Annotated in this window: 17 protein-coding genes; 7 read left to right on the forward strand and 10 right to left on the reverse strand. The window is 37.6% G+C overall.

The features are described from left to right. The first annotated feature begins 60 nt into the window (after positions 1-60). On the forward strand, positions 61-471 hold the full coding sequence (locus B5488_RS07430; protein WP_079734687.1) for a hypothetical protein: 411 nt from the start codon (positions 61-63) through the stop codon (positions 469-471). 4 nt (positions 472-475) lie between these two features. On the opposite strand, the gene B5488_RS07435 is transcribed toward B5488_RS07430, so the two are convergent. Continuing rightward, positions 476-811 carry a tRNA-binding protein gene (locus B5488_RS07435; protein WP_079734688.1) on the reverse strand — a complete coding sequence of 112 codons (336 nt, stop codon included), beginning with the start codon at positions 809-811 and terminating at the stop codon, positions 476-478. A gap of 169 nt (positions 812-980) precedes the next feature. Between B5488_RS07435 and B5488_RS07440 the strand changes: the two genes are divergently transcribed. Further along, positions 981-1,550: a thioredoxin family protein gene (locus B5488_RS07440; RefSeq protein WP_079734689.1), complete on the forward strand. Its 570-nt coding sequence runs from the start codon at positions 981-983 to the stop codon at positions 1,548-1,550. A gap of 142 nt (positions 1,551-1,692) precedes the next feature. After that, on the forward strand, positions 1,693-2,334 hold the full coding sequence (locus B5488_RS07445) for a peroxiredoxin (protein ID WP_079734690.1): 642 nt from the start codon (positions 1,693-1,695) through the stop codon (positions 2,332-2,334). A 178-nt stretch (positions 2,335-2,512) separates the two neighbouring features. Here the strand turns inward: B5488_RS07445 and B5488_RS07450 are convergent, their stop codons facing one another. The 5 genes from B5488_RS07450 to B5488_RS07470 form a co-directional block, all read right to left on the reverse strand. Further along, positions 2,513-3,445 carry a peptidylprolyl isomerase gene (locus B5488_RS07450; protein ID WP_079734691.1) on the reverse strand — a complete coding sequence of 311 codons (933 nt, stop codon included), beginning with the start codon at positions 3,443-3,445 and terminating at the stop codon, positions 2,513-2,515. A 47-nt stretch (positions 3,446-3,492) separates the two neighbouring features. Further along, a complete protein-coding gene (locus B5488_RS07455) occupies positions 3,493-5,121 on the reverse strand; it encodes an amidohydrolase (RefSeq protein ID WP_079736553.1) in 1,629 nt (542 codons plus the stop codon). 71 nt (positions 5,122-5,192) lie between these two features. Then, entirely contained in the window at positions 5,193-6,320 is a 1,128-nt protein-coding gene (locus tag B5488_RS07460) for a hypothetical protein (RefSeq protein ID WP_079734692.1), read from the reverse strand. Positions 6,321-6,585: 265 nt separating this feature from the next. Then, a complete protein-coding gene (locus B5488_RS07465; RefSeq protein ID WP_317041974.1) occupies positions 6,586-8,304 on the reverse strand; it encodes a TonB-dependent receptor in 1,719 nt (572 codons plus the stop codon). Between the two features lie 40 nt (positions 8,305-8,344). Further along, a complete protein-coding gene (locus tag B5488_RS07470) occupies positions 8,345-11,362 on the reverse strand; it encodes a tetratricopeptide repeat protein (RefSeq protein WP_079734694.1) in 3,018 nt (1,005 codons plus the stop codon). A gap of 161 nt (positions 11,363-11,523) precedes the next feature. On the opposite strand from B5488_RS07470, the gene B5488_RS07475 reads away from it, so the two are divergent. After that, positions 11,524-12,207, forward strand: coding sequence for a cell division ATP-binding protein FtsE (locus B5488_RS07475; protein ID WP_079734695.1), 684 nt, complete (start codon positions 11,524-11,526; stop codon positions 12,205-12,207). A gap of 297 nt (positions 12,208-12,504) precedes the next feature. On the opposite strand, the gene B5488_RS07480 is transcribed toward B5488_RS07475, so the two are convergent. From B5488_RS07480 to B5488_RS07495, 4 genes are all read right to left on the reverse strand, one after another. Then, on the reverse strand, positions 12,505-12,765 hold the full coding sequence (locus B5488_RS07480; RefSeq protein WP_079734696.1) for a YgjV family protein: 261 nt from the start codon (positions 12,763-12,765) through the stop codon (positions 12,505-12,507). Positions 12,766-12,892: 127 nt separating this feature from the next. Continuing rightward, a complete protein-coding gene (gene typA, locus B5488_RS07485) occupies positions 12,893-14,692 on the reverse strand; it encodes a translational GTPase TypA (RefSeq protein WP_079734697.1) in 1,800 nt (599 codons plus the stop codon). A gap of 125 nt (positions 14,693-14,817) precedes the next feature. Beyond that, positions 14,818-15,015: a hypothetical protein gene (locus B5488_RS07490; protein ID WP_079734698.1), complete on the reverse strand. Its 198-nt coding sequence runs from the start codon at positions 15,013-15,015 to the stop codon at positions 14,818-14,820. A gap of 40 nt (positions 15,016-15,055) precedes the next feature. Beyond that, positions 15,056-15,541: a DinB family protein gene (locus B5488_RS07495; RefSeq protein ID WP_079734699.1), complete on the reverse strand. Its 486-nt coding sequence runs from the start codon at positions 15,539-15,541 to the stop codon at positions 15,056-15,058. A gap of 145 nt (positions 15,542-15,686) precedes the next feature. Between B5488_RS07495 and kdsA the strand changes: the two genes are divergently transcribed. The 3 genes from kdsA to B5488_RS07510 all read left to right on the forward strand — a co-directional run bounded on the left by kdsA (position 15,687) and on the right by B5488_RS07510 (position 19,591). Beyond that, on the forward strand, positions 15,687-16,505 hold the full coding sequence (gene kdsA / locus B5488_RS07500; protein WP_079734700.1) for a 3-deoxy-8-phosphooctulonate synthase: 819 nt from the start codon (positions 15,687-15,689) through the stop codon (positions 16,503-16,505). Between the two features lie 282 nt (positions 16,506-16,787). Then, entirely contained in the window at positions 16,788-17,942 is a 1,155-nt protein-coding gene (locus B5488_RS07505) for a hypothetical protein (RefSeq protein WP_079734701.1), read from the forward strand. Between the two features lie 23 nt (positions 17,943-17,965). Then, complete coding sequence (locus tag B5488_RS07510; RefSeq protein WP_079734702.1) at positions 17,966-19,591, forward strand: BCCT family transporter; 1,626 nt, start codon at positions 17,966-17,968, stop codon at positions 19,589-19,591. The last annotated feature ends 8 nt before the right edge of the window (positions 19,592-19,599 follow it).

The following is a 19,599-nucleotide window of genomic DNA, read 5'->3' on the forward strand; positions in this document are numbered from 1 at the left end:
AAGATGTACGCAACCTTTTGTGGTTGTGTGCATCTATTTAATATAACCCAAAACCAAAAGATGAAAAATTTACTTTTTATAGCATTATTCGCCACATTGGCCGGCGGCTGTTCTACAACTCCAAATAGCCCAGACCTTAATTTAGACAAAAAAGAAATTACCGGAAAATGGCAATTAACCGAAACCCTGGCCGATCCCGGTGATGGCAGTGGCACGTGGCAAACGGTAGAAAACGGCAAAACCCTGGAATTTGATGAAGATGGAATCGTTTATTCCTCTACAAGTTTCTGTTACGGTGAAGAAATTAACGAAGCCACTTACGATGCTTCAGAGAAAATGATTAGCTCAAATTGTGCAGATAGAAATGTTACGCTAAGCTACGAATTGAAAGAAGGTAACTTATTTGTCACCCCTCATAATCCAAGATGCATTGAAGCCTGTGGTAGTAAGTACAGTAAAATAGAAGATTAGGTTTCTATCCTACTCGCAGTCCATTTTCTACATTAAAGTCGGGATTTAATAGCACGATATCATTTTCTTTACCCACAGCTCCTAAAACCAGGCATTCGCTCATAATATTGGCGATTTGTTTCTTCGGAAAATTAACCACCGCTACGATTTGTCGATTGAGTAAATCCTCTTTTTTGTAACGCTTTATGATTTGAGCTGAAGTTTTTCTTTGGCCAATGTCTTTCCCAAAATCAATCACCATTTTATAAGCAGGGTTTTTAGCTTCAGGAAAATCTGAAACTTCAGTAATTGTTCCAATTCGCATTTCTACTTTTTCAAAATCTTTCCAGGAAATTTCCATTAAGTAATTTGTATGTCCAATTTAGAAAAAAAGTGGCTATTCCAAAGTGAATTTGTAAATTACCTCGAGGTGAGCCAGTGATATATAAATATGGAACAATATTTTAATTTCGAGGTAAGCACCAGAGCATTTTAAATCTCGATTATCGAGTAAATTTATAAGAAAAGAAATGGCCAGAACCGCTTCAAATATGATAGAGCTGGGTACACCGGCGCCCGATTTTAACCTGGTAGATGTTATTACCAACAATAGATATTCTCTTGAAAATATTAAGGGTAAGAAGGGTACATTAATTATGTTTATAAGCAACCACTGCCCTTTTGTAAAACATGTAAACGAAGAAATAGTGAGACTGGCAGGAGATTACCGCGTGCTGGGGTTTGGTTTTGCTGCTATTATGAGCAACGATGTAGAAAACTACCCTGCAGATCATCCAGATAATATGAACGAGGTAGCCAGGAAACACCAGTATTCTTTTCCATATCTCTACGACGAATCCCAGGACGTAGCACGAGCTTACAAAGCCTCCTGTACGCCAGATTTTTATCTGTTTGATGATGAATTAAAACTTATTTATCGCGGCCAATTAGACGATTCCCGCCCGGGAAATGGAATTCCGGTAAACGGAAGACATTTGCGCGACGCTATGGATGCAGTACTTTCTAATAAAAAAATTATAGAAGATCAGAAACCAAGTATTGGTTGTAATATAAAGTGGAAGTATGCCCCGGAATCTTAAAATTCTAAAAACCTATATACATAAGTATTTAAAGGCTATCAGTTAATTTTATCACAAAGCAAGTAAATCCTATTGGTTTAGTAGGTTATACTGAATATTATTCTTTAATTTTATAATTCGAATAACTTAAAAATACAATATTATGAGCGAATTAAAATTAGGAGATAAAGCACCAAATTTTGATGCTGAAACTTCAGAAGGAAAAATCAATTTTTATGATTATTTAGGAGATAGCTGGGGAATTTTATTTTCGCATCCTGCCGATTATACACCGGTTTGTACTACAGAATTAGGAACGGTAGCGAAATACAAAGATAAATTTGAAGCTCGCAACACTAAAGTGATGGCTTTAAGTGTAGATGGAGTAGAGTCGCATAAAGGCTGGATAAATGATATAAACGAAACCCAAAATACCACGGTTAATTTTCCAATTATTGCCGATGAAGATAAAAAGGTTTCCAACCTATATGGAATGATCCACCCGAAAGCCGATAATACGCTTACGGTACGTTCGGTTTATGTAATTGGACCAGACAAGACCATTAAATTAATGATTACTTATCCTGCCAGTACCGGTAGAAATTTTGATGAATTACTTAGGGTAATCGATTCGCTGCAACTTACCGCCTATCAAAAAGTAGCCACACCGGCTAATTGGAAACAAGGTGAAGATGTAGTGATTAGTCCTTCGGTTTCTAATGAAGATGCAAAGAAGATGTTCCCTAAAGGTTTTAAAGAGGTGAAATCATATCTTAGAATGACCCCGCAACCGGATTCTAAGTAAAAGAGAGTATATTTAAGTTTAGAAGATCGTCATCCTGAATTTGAATCGGGATTCTAAGCTTTTATATTTCGAAACAACTTAGATCCTGAAATAAATTCAGGATGACGTCAAAAAAAAGACCTCACAGGTTTCGGAAACTGTGAGGTCTTTTTATTTTAAATCTATATGATTCGGCTTTTTATTTCACCGCCACCAATTCCACATCAAAAACCAAAGCTGCGTTTGGCGGAATTACACCACCTGCTCCTTGTTCACCATAAGCCAAATGCGAAGGAATAACGAAACGAGCCTGGTCTCCTACATTTAAAAGTAAAATACCTTCGTCCCATCCACTAATTACGTGCCCTACTCCTACCGGAAATTCTAATGGCTGATTTCTCTTGTAAGAAGAATCAAAAACACTTCCATCGGTTAGCATTCCTTTATAATGTACAGATACGGTTTGTCCTTTTTCAGGTTTTGCTCCTTCTCCTTTTTTCTCAATTTTATATCGAAGTCCGCTTTCTGTAGTTTTAAAACCCTCTGAAAGTTTTCCGAGTAATTCGTCTTCCCTCTTCTTAGCAGCATCTTCTCTTTTGGCTTTAGCGCCATCAAATTGTCTAAAAGACTCTACAGCATTAAAATTCTGTGCATTTTCGCCAGATCTTATTATTTCCAGTTTTTCAATTTTATCGCCTTGCTTAATGCTATCAACTACATCCTGACCTTCAATTACACTACCAAAAACGGTGTGTTTGCCGTCTAACCAGGGAGTTTCGGTATGGGTAATAAAAAACTGGCTTCCGTTGGTTCCGGGACCGGCGTTTGCCATAGAAAGTTTCCCGGGAGCATCGTGTTTTAAATCGGGGTGAATTTCATCTTCAAATTTATAACCGGGACCACCAACGCCTGTTCCCTGAGGATCTCCACCCTGAACCATAAAATTAGGAATCACGCGGTGAAATTTAAGATCGTTGTAATAAGGTTTTCCCTGCGGAAAAGCATCGTTTTCCAGTTTTCCTTCAGCAAGACCTACAAAGTTTCCCACTGTTCCTGGTACTTTTTCATATTCCAATTCCACTAAAATCTGACCTTTAGTGGTATAAAATTTTGCATATAATCCGTCGTTCATTTTCTTATATTTTTAAGGTGCAAAGATATCCATTTTAATAGAATGAATTAATATACTTTTTCGCCATTTACATAAGTTTCCAAAACTTTTATTTCGGGAATTTCAGATGCCTCAACTCTCATAATATCCTTATCCAGGATTATAAAATCGGCGAATTTTCCTGCTTCTATACTTCCTTTTTCTTCTTCTTCAAAATTAGCATAAGCCGCCCAAATGGTCATTCCTTTTAAAGTTTCTTCGCGAGATAAAGCCTGATCTATCATAAAACCATCTTCAGGATAATTATCGGTATCCTGTCTTGCAACCGCTGCATAAAAAGTCAAAAACGGACTTACCTCTTCTACCGGGAAATCGGTTCCCAAAGCTACAATCCCAGCCTGGTTCAGTAGTTTTTTAAAGGCATAAGCTCCCTGCATTCTTTCTTTACCTAAGCGATCTTCTGCCCAGTACATATCGCTGGTAGCGTGGGTGGGTTGGATAGACGGAATTATATTTTTACTGAAATATTTAAAATCTGAAGTATCTATTACCTGTGAATGTTCTACTCTCCAACGACGATCTCCACCATCTTCTAACAGTTCATCGTAAGTTTTTAAAACAAGGTAGTTAGCCGAATCTCCAATAGCGTGGGTATTTAATTGAAACTTTGAAGCCGCAAGCCGTTCGGCGGTTTCTTTAAAATCTTCAACTGGGGAAAGTAGTGCTCCAAAGTGCCCGGCGCGATCACTGTACTCTTCTTTTAAAGCAGCACCTCTGGAACCAAGGGCACCATCGCCATAAAATTTCACTGAACGTACATTTAATCTTTCGGTCTTAATAGGATCTTTATCGAGATAATAATCAAGGTTTTCTTCTGTATTACTAATCATTGCATACAACCTTATTTTAAGACTTTCCTCTTTATGAAGACTATCCATAAGCTCTATGGTTTCCCTGTCTATCCCAGCGTCTACCACGGTTGTAAGCCCGTATTCAAAAGAAATTTTTTGAGCATCCAGCAAGGCGTTCACTTGCTCCTGCGTAGAAGGTTCAGGTTGCGCATCGGTAATTAGGCTCATAGGGTTATCTACTATTATCCCGGTAAGTTTACCATCTTTTTGTTCAATATCTCCACCATCAAAAGGAGTTTCGGTGGTAATCCCTGCTTTATCTAAAGCGGCCTGGTTGGCTAAAAGTGCGTGACCATCTATACGGGTAATGGCAATTGGAGTATTGGGGAATAATTGATCTAAGGTATCCTTGGTTGGAAATTCTTTACTTTCCCAGTCGTTTTGATCCCATCCTCTCCCGGTAATAAATGCTGCACCACGTTTATTCTGAAAATCCACAATACGTTGCACTACTTCAATAAAGCTTTTAGTTCCTGTAAGATCTACAAGCTGCTGTTGAAGCCCCAACATGTAAAAATGAGCGTGGCCATCTATAAAGCCAGGAAAAACACTTTTCCCACCTGCATCAAGTTTTTCGGTTATTTTATATTTTTCCTGAAGTGTTTCGGCATTACCTACTTCTAGAAACTTTCCATCCTTTGTTACAAATGCTTCCGCAGAACTAAAGTTATCGTCTACCGTGTAAATTTCAGCGTTATAAACCAGGAGATCTGCTTCCTCTTTATCTTCAGAATTACAGGAAATAAGGATGCTGCTTAGAAGGCAGACGAGTAAGATTCTTTTCATAGTGATAAATTTTTCCATAAAAATAAAAAATGCGCCCATTAAAGGCGCATTTTAAAGCTTTTATTTATTGCTTAAAAGATCGCATTGATTATTTGATCACGAATACTTTTATTTGCTGCCGCAGCAAGGCCTACAGATACAAATAAGCCAATCATTGCATAAGCAAAATCTTTAAAGATCATCTTACCGGCTTTCTTTCTATGTTTTTTACCTTTTTTGTTTCTCGCCAAACTTATCGCGATTTCCCTACCCCCAATAATACCAAGGAAAACCCAGGTAGTACTCATTGGTACTGTACTTATAAATAGTTTATAAATAAGTAAGATGACATAAGTTAAATCTACCAGCGTCGCCGCACGTATATCAGAAATTCTTGATTTCTCACTAACTACTTCCTGTATTTTATCTCCTCTTAGGTAAAATAACAATCCGAGACCTCCAAAAATAGTAAGTGCAAATACCACAAATTGAAAAGCATCCAGGTTTCGTGGTAGGAATACTGCTATATTAGCGCCATCCTGCATTACCCAAACTCCCCAAAGTGTACCACTTACAAGCCATTGAACTGCGGTCCAACTACGATTGAATTTCCTACTTTTAAAGTATTTTTTTATAAAATTATAAGAAAGATACCATACCAAAAATGAAAGGATAAAGGCCATAATATAGCCTGTCCAACTTTTCCAAACTACAGAGGTAATTCCCGAGGTATCAGCACTAAATACACTTAAGATAAGGAATGTGGTAGAAACCGGCATTTTAAGCCTGGTTAAAATAAGCAAGACTAAAGGTGCTATAATTTGAAAAAAGCTAAAAGATTCAGGATGTGGATAGGGTGAAGTCCCATCGGGTTTTAGAAGTCGCTGGAAAGTCACATCGCCATCAAAATAAAACCAGCTAAAACTAACTACTCCAAGAAATATAGCTCCTACATAGAGCCATAAAATCCACCAACGTTTTGCTTTGTTACTTTCTATAAAAGTCCCAAGAGATTGAATACTATCGTTAGCTACCGTAGCATAGGCAGCAAAGAAAAAACCCAGCCACATCGCTGCTGTTTTATTACCGGTAAAAATTCCGGCCATGATAATACCAACAATAACAATTGCAAGGAATGCCTTTTCCTGAACCATGAAGTCCAGAATATTCAAATAGGGACGGGACCGGTCACTCCTTTTAAACTTTTTGCCTTTTGCCATTTAAGTAGCTATTTTAATAGTTTTAATGTTTAGAATTGGCCTTTGTTAAAAACCACCTTAAAAATTTGGGTACAATATTAGTTAGTTCTATTGTTAATTTTGAATTTCTAATGTTGTGTTATTGTTAAGGAATTTCTACTTACAAACTCCTACAAACACTTGAATTGAAGCTTTTTACTGACTATTATTTCGCCGAAGATATTATTAATAACAAAAAAAAGCATCAAAAAATGATGCTTTTTTAGAATTTAAGATGATTTTTTTATTAAAAATCGAATTTATAAGTTGCGCCTGCAAGAACCTGTAATCCCTGCACCTGGAAATTAGTCCAACGTTGATAATCGTTATTTAAAAGATTACTTCCTTTAGCAAATATCGAAAGCCTGTCGTTAAACCTATAGCCTAAATGAGCATTTACATCAAAATAGCTATCAAGGCTAATTGTACTCATAGAGGGGTCTCCTGCCGAGGCAAGTCTTTCCTGGTCAAAACGCTCCCCAATATAAAACAAGTTGGCGCCGGTGTACCACTTTTCATTAATTTGATAGTCGGCATTTAAAGAAGCTTTAAAATCGGGAAGGTTCCAGGCTTCTACCTGGTCTTCTGTGCTATAATTAAAATATTCAGCATTAATTCCCAATCGGAAATTTCGGTTTACATCTACATTTAATTCCCCGGCAACAGAAAGAGTTTTTACATCATCATAAACCACTTCAAAAGAATTTCCGTAGGCATAATTTTCGGTAGTGATATCATTGGCCTGAGCATTTCGCCTAAATAAAGGTTTATTGAATTGCGATTCATAACCTGTTCTAAAATTATAAGAAATACTATTACTTAATTTTCCTTTGGCCCCAACATAGGCGTTGTACTCATTATCGGTTGGTTTTATTTCCAAATTTGGGGAAACATAAGGATTTTCCTGAATAAAACTATAATAGGTGTTTTGCTGTAAGCCGCCTTCCAGCCCGGCGTAAGGTGTAAAATAATCGCCACCTAATCTATAACTTGCTGTTACTTTTGGGTAAATGTAAAAATTACCATCGCTGTTTTCTACATCCTGACTATAGAAAAAAGCAACCCCAAGATTTAAAGTAAGATCTTCCCTTAAAATTAACAAACTGGGATTTATCCCGAAGTTCATAAAAGTATAATCATAACTATCGGTTGCCAGAAATTGTTCTCCCATTTGGCCATTAACAATATCGGTATAGATGTTCGTTGTGATTAGCTCATCAGCAATATTCACTTCAAAAGTACCGCGGGCATCAAAATGATTTTCCGCAGTTGAATAGGAATCGCCGGTATGTCTAAACTTCCCCCTTGCATTATCAAAAAAGGAATCGTAAAGTTCGATTTCGGCACCTGCATAAGCTGAAAAATAATTCTGTGAAGGATCTATCGCATTTATTTCTGCATTGCTAAAATTAGCATTTTGCGGTAAACCGTACCAGTTAAAAAGTTGATGCTGTGCCCCTACTTCGGTTTTCCAACCTAAATTTCGGGTTTTAGAATTATAACTTAAGTTTAGCTCGGTATCATAAAATTTATCGTCTAGCGCAATTCCATCAATCCCGCCCTGGGATGAATTATGGTCTAAGTAGATTCCAAAATTATCGGTACGGTTCACTTCCAGGTTAGTGTAAAATTCGGCTAAAAGGTTGCCGTAATTTCCAAAACCAAGGCTCGCATAATTATCATAAACTTTTACGGGACGTTCTCTTTCTACCGTAGTAGCGCGTCCCTTTGCTGGTGTAAAGGTAGAAGCAACGGGAACAGAAAATATGCTGTATTGCACCGGTCTTTTTTCGGTTCTAACAGAATCTGCTTCACCGGGAGTTTGCTTTATTTTATTCGCATCTTTAACGGTTGGGGTATATGGTTTTACTACAGTTACAGTTTCGCTGTCTATAGGATCTTGAGCAAAAAGAACCCCACCCATTAAAAACAGACTTAAAAACAGGTTTCTTTTTATTGAAAACATTTGCATATAGAAATTCTTAAATGTTAGATTGAAAGTTGAATTAGTTATTTGCTTCTACCGAAGAATTGGTTTTTGCCTCTTCTGTCTTTATTCTGGACAATTCCTGCTTAGCTTCCTGAACAATTTCAGGATAGTTACTAAAATTACTGATTACATTCTCCAGAATATAAGTAGCCTGGTAAGCATCATCCAGTTCATAAAAATTATCGGCCATTAATACCAAACCTTTGGCGCCCCAGCGTTTATAGCCAGAGAAATCTTTAGCCAGGATTTGTACTGCGGCGTTAGAAGCTTCGTAGTTTCTGCTCTCGTTTTTAAAATAAGCATCGTAATATAAAGCTTCGGCAGCCAATTCTCCCTTAGCTGTTTTCTGCACTTCAGCATATGCACTTTTAGCTTTACTCATATTTCCTGATGCGAAAGCAGCACGTGCTACAATTAGGCGGGCATCGTTTCTTGCTTCTGAATCTGACTCTGAATTAGCCAATACTTTATCGGCATAATTAGCCGCCTTTTCAGGCTGGTTTAATTCCAGATAAGATTTCATAAGGTTAGATTGTGCAAAAATCACATTCTGTTCAGAGCTGGCTTCTTTCTCTAATCTTTCCAAATAACTTACCGCGTCACGGTAATTCTCATTTTCCAGCAAGATTTCAGATAACCTGGAAAGCGCATCTTCGGTGAATTCATTTTTAGGCTTCTCGGCTACAAAACGATAATTGGTTGCTGCTTTCTCCTTGTTTCCATTTCTAAAATACATTTGCGCTAAATAAAAGTTCGCATTTATAGAATGAATTCCATTAGGGAAACGCTGCAGGTAATTTTCAAATCCGCTAATCGCCCTGTCATATTCATTATTGAAATATTGATTTTCAGCAGATTCGTAAGTAGTATTATCTAAATCGGCATCGGTCACTTCAACAAAATCTATATTTTGTACCCAACTCGCATACTCATCGGTGCGGCCAAGATCTACATAAACCATTCTCGCTGTAGAAACCGCCTGCATAGCTTCAGGTGTATTTGGATAATCGCTAACCACTTTTTTCAATCTTTCTAAAGCCCGGTTTCCGTTATCGGCATTATAATGAATAAGCGCCTGTCTAAGCATTGCTTTTGGCACAAATGCACTTTGTGGCACTTCTCTAATCAACCTATCGTAAGCCGATAAAGCTTCACTGGTATTATTGGCTGAAACATAGGTGTTCCCCAACTCATACATTGCATCGTCTCTAAAAGAAGAACGAGAATATTGATTTATAAAGCTTTTTAGGTCAGAAATTTTGGTATCTCTTCTATCAATAAATCCGTAGCTCATCGCTTTCTGAAACGCTGCATAATCGTTATCACCGCTTAGCGAAAGCGCTTTATCATAAGCTTCAATCGCCGGCCAATATTGACTGCTTACAAAATAAGTGTCTCCAAGGCGTAATAAAGCATCATTTCTACGGGCAACATCGTTAGATCCATTTTCAGAATAACGCTTAAAATATTCTATCGCCCTGGAATATTCATTCTTTTTGAAATATGCATAACCAAGATTATAATCCAGGTTTTCAAGTTCGTCGGTGCCTTGGGCGGCATTCATTCCTGAAAATTCTCGATAACCGATTATTGCATCATCAATACGGTTGATGTTATATTCACTTTCGGCTTTCCAAAAAGTGGCTTTAGCAGTAATTTTTTGATCTCTTGGTTCAGAAAGTGCTTTTTCAAAATTATTAATAGCTTTATCATAATCACCTTCTTCATAAAGCTGAAGTCCATAATAATAAGCTACTTTTTGGTAAGCTTGTTTATCGCTAAAATTGCGATTGTTTTCCAGCAAACGCATGGCTTCTTCAAAATTACCTGAAGTAAGGAAAGAATCTATAAGTAAACTTTCCATAGCCTCACGGTTTTCAGATTCCGGATATTTCTCAATATAATTAATCAAAACCTGCGACGGACTCTCATAGCTATTCCCGATCTCGTAACTCAGTTTTGCATAATTCATATACGCATCTTCCTGAATTTTTGGGTTGAAATCCATTTCGCCGGCATTTTTAAAAGCATTTAAAGCCTGCTGTTTTTGATTGGATTCCAAATAAGATTGTGCTAAATGATAATAAGCGTTTTGAGCTATTTCATTTTTACCGTCTATAATTTTATTGAATTCAGAGATTGCATTTTCATACTCTCCCTGTTTATAATATGCGTAACCTAATTGGTAATAATCGGTGTTATTCCATCTACCACGTTCGCCATCATATTCTTTTAAATAAGGCAAAGCCTCTTCGTACTGTTCTAAGTTAAAATAACTTTCACCAATAATCTTATTTAATTGAGAACGCTCCAGGCGATTAGAACTTTGCAATTGTTCTTTCGCCAGTTTAACAGCTTCTTCAAAATTTCCCAGTTTAAAATTCATATCGGCCTGGAAATAAGAAAGGTCTTCACTATACCTATCGTTATCGCTTACCGCTTCAAAGTTTTCATTGGCTTCTTCATAATCTTCACCTTCGTAAGCCATGTAACCTATATAATATTTTGCCTGGGAACCAAATTCCTGGGAATCACGAACCCTTTCTAAATATGTACGGGCCCGGTCGTATTGTTTTGACCTAAAATAAGCGTAACCATTATTAAAATAATAACGTTCCTTATCTGCCCGGCTCATACTTTTTTCATCAACTTTATCGTACCACTTACGCGACAGGGAATATTTCCCGGTTTGGAAATAATAATCGGCTACATCAAGGTAAGCCGAATTGGTTTTTGTGCTGGTTGGATAACGACTTACAAAGCGCTCCATTAACCTATCGGCGCCGGGTTGGTTTAACCTTACGGCCGCGTTGGCAATATAATAAGCACAATCTCCTTCAATTTTCTCGTCTTCAGTTTGTTCTTTTACTTCATCAAACAAGTTTTGGGCAGCCAAAAATTGCTGATTATTATAAAGTTCAAGGGCTTTGTTAAATTCAGCGAGATCGTGTGTATAGTTGGCCGATCGCTGTGAAATTCCTTTAAAAGAGAAGAAAATTAAAACAACAAACAGTAAAATTTTGTTAGGTGTCATTTATTGATTTTTAAGTTGAGTATTCAAAGATAATTTAAACCTTGCTTTATTAACGCCGATATAAAGTGATAATTATGTTAATGTAAAAAAAAGTAAACCCGCGCCTTTTGAAAAATGTATATTTACCGATATTTTTACACTGAAGAAAAGCCTAAAACTTTATGTCTAATACCGTCCTGGAATTAAATAACGCTGCTATCTATCAGCGTGAAAGCCTTATTTTATCTGAAGTAGATGTACATATAAACAAAGGCGATTTTGTTTATCTTATTGGTAAAACCGGAACCGGAAAAAGTAGTTTTATGAAAACGCTTTACGGCGATTTACCACTTACCGAAGGCGAAGGAACTATTGTAGATTTTAATTTACGTACGCTTAAAGAAAAAGACATTCCGTTTTTAAGACGAAAACTCGGCGTTGTTTTTCAGGATTTTAAATTGCTAACCGATAGAAATATTAAAGACAATTTACTTTTTGTACTAAAAGCCACTGGCTGGAAAGACCAAAAAGCGATAGATCTCAAAATTGATGAAGTACTGGATAAAGTAGGAATGAAATCTAAAGGATTTAAATTTCCATATCAACTCTCTGGCGGGGAGCAACAACGTGTAGCCATTGCCAGAGCTCTTTTAAACGATCCAGAACTAATTCTTGCCGATGAACCTACCGGAAACCTGGATCCACAAACCTCGGTAGAAGTTATGGAAGTACTTCAGGAAATAAGCAAGAACGGAAACACCATTCTTATGGCTACGCACGATTATGCTCTATTGCTGAAATATCCTTCAAAAACCTTAAAATGCGATGGGCAACGCGTTTTTGAAGTTGTTCAAAAATCAGTATAAAATCCCCCTGGCCCCGAAGGGGAGAACTTTCCTTACTTTTTTCTCAAAATGTGGTGTGGAAATTATAGATTTCTTTTAAAGAGAGAAGGAATAAAGATTATTTTCAAGTATCTGAATAGCAAAATTAAAAAAGAAGAGCCTTCAAATTAAACTATTATAAAAGGTTTTCTGTAAAAGCACGCTACGAATAACGAAAACTCCCGAATTACTATCTTCATTTTACGAAACAAACCAACAAAATTTTACCAGGTAAAAACTATAAAAACCTCAAACTCCCCCTTCGGGGGTCGGGGGGATTTAAGGCTGAACTTCATCAGCTTTTACCCTGTGTGGTTTTTTATTGATAAAAAGATAGTAGAAATTTACGCAAACAATTACTGCATTGGTGATAATTACCGGCCAGGAATCTATTAAAACCCCGTAGATAATAAAGAAAATACAACCCAGGCTATTTACAATTCTAAGCTTTAAGATATTCTTCATAAAGAAAGAAATCGCCACAAAAAAAGAGGATAGGTAACCTATCCATTCTGTAAGACTAATTCCCAGTATTTCCATAAAAAAGAAGAGTTTGTTTGTAAAGCTTCTTTTTTACGTCAACCTGAACCTGCCCGTCCGTTCAGGCGGGCAGGTTCAGGTTGACGTCTTTTGAAAACTTCCAAACAAACTCTTTAAGGTTGAGTGATTAAACTATTTTATTTCTTTTTCGCTCGTTTTCTGTCAGGTAAATTTTACGCAATCTTAAGTGATGTGGCGTCACCTCAACATACTCATCTTTCTGAATATATTCTAAAGCTTCTTCTAAAGAAAACTTAAGCGCAGGTACAATTTTCGCTTTATCATCTGCACCCGAAGAACGAACGTTAGAAAGTTTTTTGGTTTTGGTAATATTTACCGCCATATCATCCTGACGTGAATTTTCACCAATTACCTGACCTTCATAAATTTCTTCTCCCGGATCTACGAAAAACTTCCCTCTATCCTGAAGTTTATCTATAGAATAAGGAATTGCTTTTCCTCGTTCCATAGAAATCAACGAACCGTTTTGTCTTTGTGGAATTCCACCTTTTAGCGGCTGGTATTCCTTAAAACGGTGCGCCATAATAGCCTCACCTGCAGTAGCGGTAAGCAACTGGTTACGCAAACCTATAATTCCTCTTGAAGGAACCATAAACTGAATAATCATTCGCTCACCACGGGTTTCCATGCTTAGCATTTCTCCCTTTCGCATCGTCACCATTTCTACAGCTTTACCAGAAACTGCTTCAGGTAAATCTATAGTTAGTTCTTCTACCGGCTCACATTTCTCACCATCAATATCTTTGATAATAACCTGTGGCTGACCAATTTGAAGCTCATAACCTTCTCTTCTCATCGTTTCGATAAGAACAGAAAGGTGCATTACCCCACGACCATAAACCAAAAATTTATCGGCACTATCGGTTTCCTTTATCCTAAGGGCAAGGTTTTTCTCTAGTTCCTTGGTAAGCCTTTCTTTAATATGCCTTGAAGTCACAAATTTCCCATCCTTCCCGAAGAACGGAGAATCATTAATTGTGAAAAGCATACTCATTGTAGGCTCATCTATCGCGATAGTTTTTAAGCCTTCAGGGTTTTCAATATCGGCAACGGTATCACCAATTTCAAAACCTTCAAGACCAACCAGCGCACAAATATCACCCGGTTCAACTTCATCTACTTTTTTACGGCCTAAACCTTCAAAAATAAAGAGTTCTTTAATTTTTGTTTTTTTGATGCTGCCATCACGCTTCACTAAAGAAACCGGCATACCTTCTTTTAGGTGTCCACGTTGTACTCTTCCAATAGCGATTCTTCCGGTAAAAGAAGAGAAGTCTAAAGAAGTAATTAGCATCTGTGGAGAACCTTCCTTTACTTTAGGAGATGGAATATGTTCCAAAACCATATCCAGAAGCGGTTCTATATTTTCTGTTTTCTCGTTAGGATCGTCGCTCATCCAGTTGTTTAGGGCAGAACCATAAACCGTTGGGAAATCAAGCTGCCATTCTTCGGCACCCAATTCAAACATCAGGTCAAAAACCTTTTCGTGTACTTCATCTGGAGTACAGTTTGGTTTATCTACCTTATTTACTACAACACAAGGTTTTAAACCAAGGTCTATAGCTTTTTGCAAAACAAAACGGGTTTGCGGCATTGGCCCTTCAAAGGCATCTACCAACAATAGTACCCCATCGGCCATGTTCAATACTCGTTCTACCTCTCCACCAAAGTCGGCGTGGCCAGGAGTATCAATAATATTGATTTTGGTGTCTTTATAGACTACCGATACGTTTTTTGAAGTAATTGTAATACCACGTTCACGTTCCTGGTCGTTATTATCCAGGATAAGATCTCCTGTGTTTTGATTGTCCCTGAACAAACGGCAGTGATACATAATCTTGTCTACCAGGGTAGTTTTACCGTGGTCTACGTGCGCGATAATCGCGATGTTTTTAATAGCTGTCATATAAGCGCCTCATTTTTAAGGCTGCAAATGTACGGCTATTTTTAAAGAAACAAGTATCTAATGCTACTTATTCAAAATAAAATATTAGAAACCGAACTAACTGTAAATCAAAAGATTGTTTAAGATTAGGAGGTGGGTTTTAGCTTTCTGTAGACGAAAAAACCAAAATAAATTGCGGCAATTGTTCCAAAACCTATTCCCAATAAAGGTTCTTCGGGTCTTTGGTAAATAAAGAACAAGGTAGCAGCCGTCATTATTAGCGCATTGATAAGCAAACGCTTTGGTGTGTAATAATTTCTAAATTGTTCTATTAAATTTTGCATAGCTGAACTTTTTGCAAAGCTATGAATTTAAAACTGATCTTTAACTTTCATCGGCTGAGGGACCATAAGTAGCAGGCACCGGAATATCCAGCAATCTAAAATAAACACCTAACTGCGCCCTGTGATGCGGCAATTGATTAAGCACCATCATTCTAAGCACACTATATTTAGGCATATCCATTAAAACCTTTCCATCCAGAATCATCTTCCAGTTTTTCTTATATTCCTTATCGGGTTTTTTCAAAGCTGCTTCGGCTTCTGAAGTATTATTTTGCAATACTTCCAGGATTTCTTCAAGTGTAGCAAAATCGGGCGCTTTATAACCGGCCATATCCATATCATCCATTTCCATAGTAGCGGTAATCCAGCTCGGGATTTCCGCAAGATGATTTGCCAACTGCCGTATGCTCATAGATTTTTTATGTGGCCGCCAATCCATTTTATCCTTAGGAATACGTTTTAGAAATTCTTCAGTGATTACTACTTCGTGTTGAAGTTCTGATATTAGAAGATTTTGCAGTTCCATTGTTTAATAAATTAGCAAGGAAAGTACAACAAAAACTTCTTGCCTTTTTAGCTAAATCAAAAAAAATGAACTCGGGAAAACACCTAATTTTTGGATTGCCGCTACCGCTTAATTCTGTTATATTTGTTCTCTTAATTCCTTTTCTATGAAACTTGAAAGAATTCCCCAGTTAAAAAATATAAACTCCAACAACTTCTTCTTGCTTGCTGGCCCTTGCGCTATTGAAGGCGAAGAAATGGCGCTTCGTATAGCCGAAAAAGTGGCTGAGATCACTAACAAACTGGAGATTCCCTATGTTTTTAAAGGATCTTTTAAAAAGGCAAACCGTAGCCGAATTGATAGTTTTACAGGAATTGGAGATGAAAAAGCTTTAAAAATTCTGCGTAAAGTTTCCGAAACTTTCGAAATCCCAACCATAACCGATATTCACGAAGTAAGCGATGCAAAAATGGCTGCTGAATATGTAGATATCCTACAAATCCCCGCCTTTTTAGTTCGGCAAACAGATTTGGTAGTTGCGGCCGCAGAAACCGGCAAAGTGGTGAACCTAAAAAAAGGGCAATTTATGAGTCCTGAAAGTATGAAACACGCGGTAACCAAAGTAACCGACTGCAATAATGAGCAGGTTATGGTAACCGATCGTGGGACAATGTTTGGCTACCAGGATATGATTGTAGATTTTAGAGGGATTCCAACTATGCGGGAATTTGCACCCACGGTATTAGATGTAACTCACTCCCTGCAGCAACCCAACCAAAGTAGCGGCGTTACCGGCGGAAGGCCAGATATGATAGAAACCATAGCCCGCGCAGGTGTAGTAAATAAAGTAGATGGTTTATTTATAGAAACCCATTTTGATCCCGCAAATGCAAAAAGCGATGGCGCTAATATGCTGGATATTAAACACCTTTATAAATTATTAAGTAATTTAGTGGCGATAAGAAAAACGGTAAATAAATTATAAAATCTCCTAAAGTTTATAATGAAAAATAAGTTTACGAATTTTTGAAAGCTTTGCCTTTTTCTCTCCTCAACATCCTTTTGGTGAAGACGAACCAGAAGTAAAAGTTAGAAGGCGCAGTTCGCTTTAATTACAATTTATAATCCTGAAAACCGGGTCAAAAATCCGTGGCGGCGATTTAAAGGCTTTAGCAAACCTGAACAAAAGTTAAAATATTCAAATAGCCTACTTAAAACTGGCCATTTTTATTAAATTAATAAAATTTACTTATTAACCAGAAAATTAATGTCCAGAATTACTCGAAACAAACTGCCTAACCGGGTCATTTATTTTTTACCCATATTCATTTTTTTATGTGGCAACTTTAGTTTTGCGCAAGATGAGCCTGAAATAACGGTAGGTGGCGCACTACGTTACAACTACAACCTTTCTTCCTGGAAAGAAGGTCAAAAAAAGCGCGGAGGAGATTTTGGTTACGATATTTTCAGAATAAACTTTGATGCTAAATATAAAGGCGTTTACCTAAACGCTGAATATCGTTTATACTCTGATGCCTTTGGTGGTGGTGTTATGAAGCAGGGCTGGATGGGCTATAAATTCAATGAAATTGATGAAATCCAGGTTGGTTTAACCCAGGTTCCATTTGGAATTCAACAGTATAATTCCCACAATTGGTTCTTTAACTTAACTTATTATATGGGGCTGGAAGACGATCACGATATGGGAGTGAAATATATTCACGCGGGCGAAAAATACGAATACCACCTCGCTTTCTTTAAAAGTTCTGAAGAATTGCAGTTTGGTAGTAATACCGAATCTTCCACCAGCCGATATTCTTATGATGTGCTTGGGAGAAACAAAGAAGTGAATCAATTTAACGGGAAGTTTGTTTATAAATTTGGGGATAAAGCAGCCAATAGATTAGGCGTTTCAGCGCAATACGGCGGCCTTTATAATTTAGACACCCAGGAAACCGGAGATCATTATGGCTTAGCGGCACATTACGAGATCACTCAAAATCGCTGGAATCTAAAAGCCCAGGTTTTAACCGCATCACATAATCCCATAAATGCTGAAGGCGAAAGCAGAGAATCACTTAGCTTTGGGGCCTACGGCGCGCCTTACCAGGTTGCGGCAGATTTTAACTTGTATTCCCTGGCAATCTCCAGAAATATTCCCGTAAGTCTAGGCCCTATTTCTAATTTGGAATTCTACAATGATTTTGGTTATATGAAAAAACGAAACAACGAATTTACCGATTCTTATATGAATGTTACCGGAGTATTGGTTACGGCCGGGCAGGTTTACACCTATATAGATTATGCCGCAGGCTACAACCATTCGTGGCTTGGCGGTAACTTTGTAGACGATTTTGCAGCCGGTAATCCCGATGCGAAATGGGAAGCAAGATTCAATATCAACATAGGCTACTATTTTTAATTTAATTTCTGAAAACCACTTATATGGCAAAGAAAGTTACCAGAAGCGATGAGAAAAAATCAATTTTTGGATTAGAGGTAAACGGTCCCGTTTTCTTTATTTCGTCTTTTATCATTATTGTTAGTATTTCGCTCACCCTTATTTTTGAAAAACAGGCAGAAACTGTTTTTGCAGATATTCAAAACGCAGTTGCAAATAACGCCGACTGGTTTTTTATTATGTGCGTGAATATTTTCCTTGTTTTCCTGGTCTATCTTGCGCTGGGGCAGTTTGGAAATATGCGCATAGGTGGCCCAAATGCCAAACCCGAATTTAAAACACTCTCCTGGTTTGCGATGCTGTTTAGTGCCGGTATGGGAATTGGATTGTTATTCTTTAGTGTGGGCGAACCTGTAATGCACTTTACAGCGCCTCCAACTGCCGAAGCCGGAACTGCAGCTGCAGCCCAGGAAGCTATGAATTTCACCTTTCTGCATTGGGGTTTTCACGCCTGGGGTGTTTACGCCTTAGTTGGCCTCGCCCTTGCTTATTTTACTTACACCCGTGGTTTACCGTTAACGATTCGGTCTATTTTCTATCCTTTCCTGGGCGATAAAATCTACGGAAAAATTGGTGATGCGATAGATATTTTTGCCGTTTTAGCTACTTTATTCGGGCTGGCAACATCACTTGGCTTTGGAGTTCAGCAAATTGCTTCAGGTTTGGATCACGTTTTCAATGTTCCCAGCGGGATTACAACACAAGTTTTATTAATTGCCGGGATTACGCTTATTGCTACAATTTCAGTAGTTCTTGGGGTAGACAAAGGAGTTAAATTTCTTAGTGAATGGAATATGAGGGTTGCCCTTGTTCTACTCGGCCTCGCTATAGTTCTTGGTCCCACCGTTTTTATTTTTAGATCTTTTGTTGAAAATACCGGTAGTTATTTATTCAATTTTATTGAAATTTCTACCTGGAGTGAAACCTTTACCAATAGCTCCTGGCAAAACGACTGGACTGTATTTTACTGGGGCTGGTGGATTGGTTGGTCGCCATTTGTAGGAATGTTTATTGCCCGTATTTCTAAAGGAAGAACCATTAGAGAATTTGTTTTAGGAGTTTTATTAGTACCTTCTTTAGTAACTTTCTTCTGGCTTTCGGCATTTGGTAGTGTTTCAATTCAGGAAGCGCTTGGTGGCGATATGAGTATTGTAGACGCAGTAAACGATGATATTGCCACTGCCCTATTTGTTTTCTTTGAAGATTATCCCCTTTCTATGGTGATAAACGTTGTGGCAGTAATTCTTATCGCTGGTTTCTTTGTTACCTCATCAGATTCAGGTTCACTGGTAATTGATAGTTTAACTTCAGGCGGAAAAATAGACGCACCAAAAGGCCAACGTATTTTTTGGGCGGTTACCGAAGGAGCTGTGGCAGCGGTATTACTAATTGGTGGCGGATTACAGGCCCTGCAAACTGCAACCATTGTAACCGGTTTGCCCTTTGCCGTCATTCTGCTTATTATGTGCTATTCGCTCTACAAAGGCTTAAAAGAAGATCTGGTAGAAATGAAGGATAAAAAAGAACAAAAAGAGATGGAAAATTATGAGGATATCGTAAATGATATCGTTAAGAAAAGAAACCTCGAAAAAAATAACAACCAAAAATAAAACACAGG

The organism is Salegentibacter salegens (assembly GCF_900142975.1).
GTDB classification, from domain to species: domain Bacteria; phylum Bacteroidota; class Bacteroidia; order Flavobacteriales; family Flavobacteriaceae; genus Salegentibacter; species Salegentibacter salegens.

Excerpts from the sequence above, each read along its gene's own strand:
- B5488_RS07465 (WP_317041974.1), bottom strand. The coding sequence starts at position 8,304 with ATGTTTTCAATAAAAAGAAACCTGTTTTTAAGTCTGTTTTTAATGGGT.
- B5488_RS07435 (WP_079734688.1), bottom strand. The coding sequence starts at position 811 with ATGGAAATTTCCTGGAAAGATTTTGAAAAAGTAGAAATGCGAATTGGA.
- kdsA (WP_079734700.1), top strand. The coding sequence starts at position 15,687 with ATGAAACTTGAAAGAATTCCCCAGTTAAAAAATATAAACTCCAACAAC.
- B5488_RS07440 (WP_079734689.1), top strand. The coding sequence starts at position 981 with ATGGCCAGAACCGCTTCAAATATGATAGAGCTGGGTACACCGGCGCCC.
- B5488_RS07470 (WP_079734694.1), bottom strand. The coding sequence starts at position 11,362 with ATGACACCTAACAAAATTTTACTGTTTGTTGTTTTAATTTTCTTCTCT.
- B5488_RS07455 (WP_079736553.1), bottom strand. The coding sequence starts at position 5,121 with ATGAAAAGAATCTTACTCGTCTGCCTTCTAAGCAGCATCCTTATTTCC.
- B5488_RS07450 (WP_079734691.1), bottom strand. The coding sequence starts at position 3,445 with ATGAACGACGGATTATATGCAAAATTTTATACCACTAAAGGTCAGATT.
- B5488_RS07495 (WP_079734699.1), bottom strand. The coding sequence starts at position 15,541 with ATGGAACTGCAAAATCTTCTAATATCAGAACTTCAACACGAAGTAGTA.
- B5488_RS07505 (WP_079734701.1), top strand. The coding sequence starts at position 16,788 with ATGTCCAGAATTACTCGAAACAAACTGCCTAACCGGGTCATTTATTTT.
- B5488_RS07490 (WP_079734698.1), bottom strand. The coding sequence starts at position 15,015 with ATGCAAAATTTAATAGAACAATTTAGAAATTATTACACACCAAAGCGT.
- B5488_RS07475 (WP_079734695.1), top strand. The coding sequence starts at position 11,524 with ATGTCTAATACCGTCCTGGAATTAAATAACGCTGCTATCTATCAGCGT.
- B5488_RS07460 (WP_079734692.1), bottom strand. The coding sequence starts at position 6,320 with ATGGCAAAAGGCAAAAAGTTTAAAAGGAGTGACCGGTCCCGTCCCTAT.
- B5488_RS07445 (WP_079734690.1), top strand. The coding sequence starts at position 1,693 with ATGAGCGAATTAAAATTAGGAGATAAAGCACCAAATTTTGATGCTGAA.
- typA (WP_079734697.1), bottom strand. The coding sequence starts at position 14,692 with ATGACAGCTATTAAAAACATCGCGATTATCGCGCACGTAGACCACGGT.
- B5488_RS07480 (WP_079734696.1), bottom strand. The coding sequence starts at position 12,765 with ATGGAAATACTGGGAATTAGTCTTACAGAATGGATAGGTTACCTATCC.
- B5488_RS07510 (WP_079734702.1), top strand. The coding sequence starts at position 17,966 with ATGGCAAAGAAAGTTACCAGAAGCGATGAGAAAAAATCAATTTTTGGA.
- B5488_RS07430 (WP_079734687.1), top strand. The coding sequence starts at position 61 with ATGAAAAATTTACTTTTTATAGCATTATTCGCCACATTGGCCGGCGGC.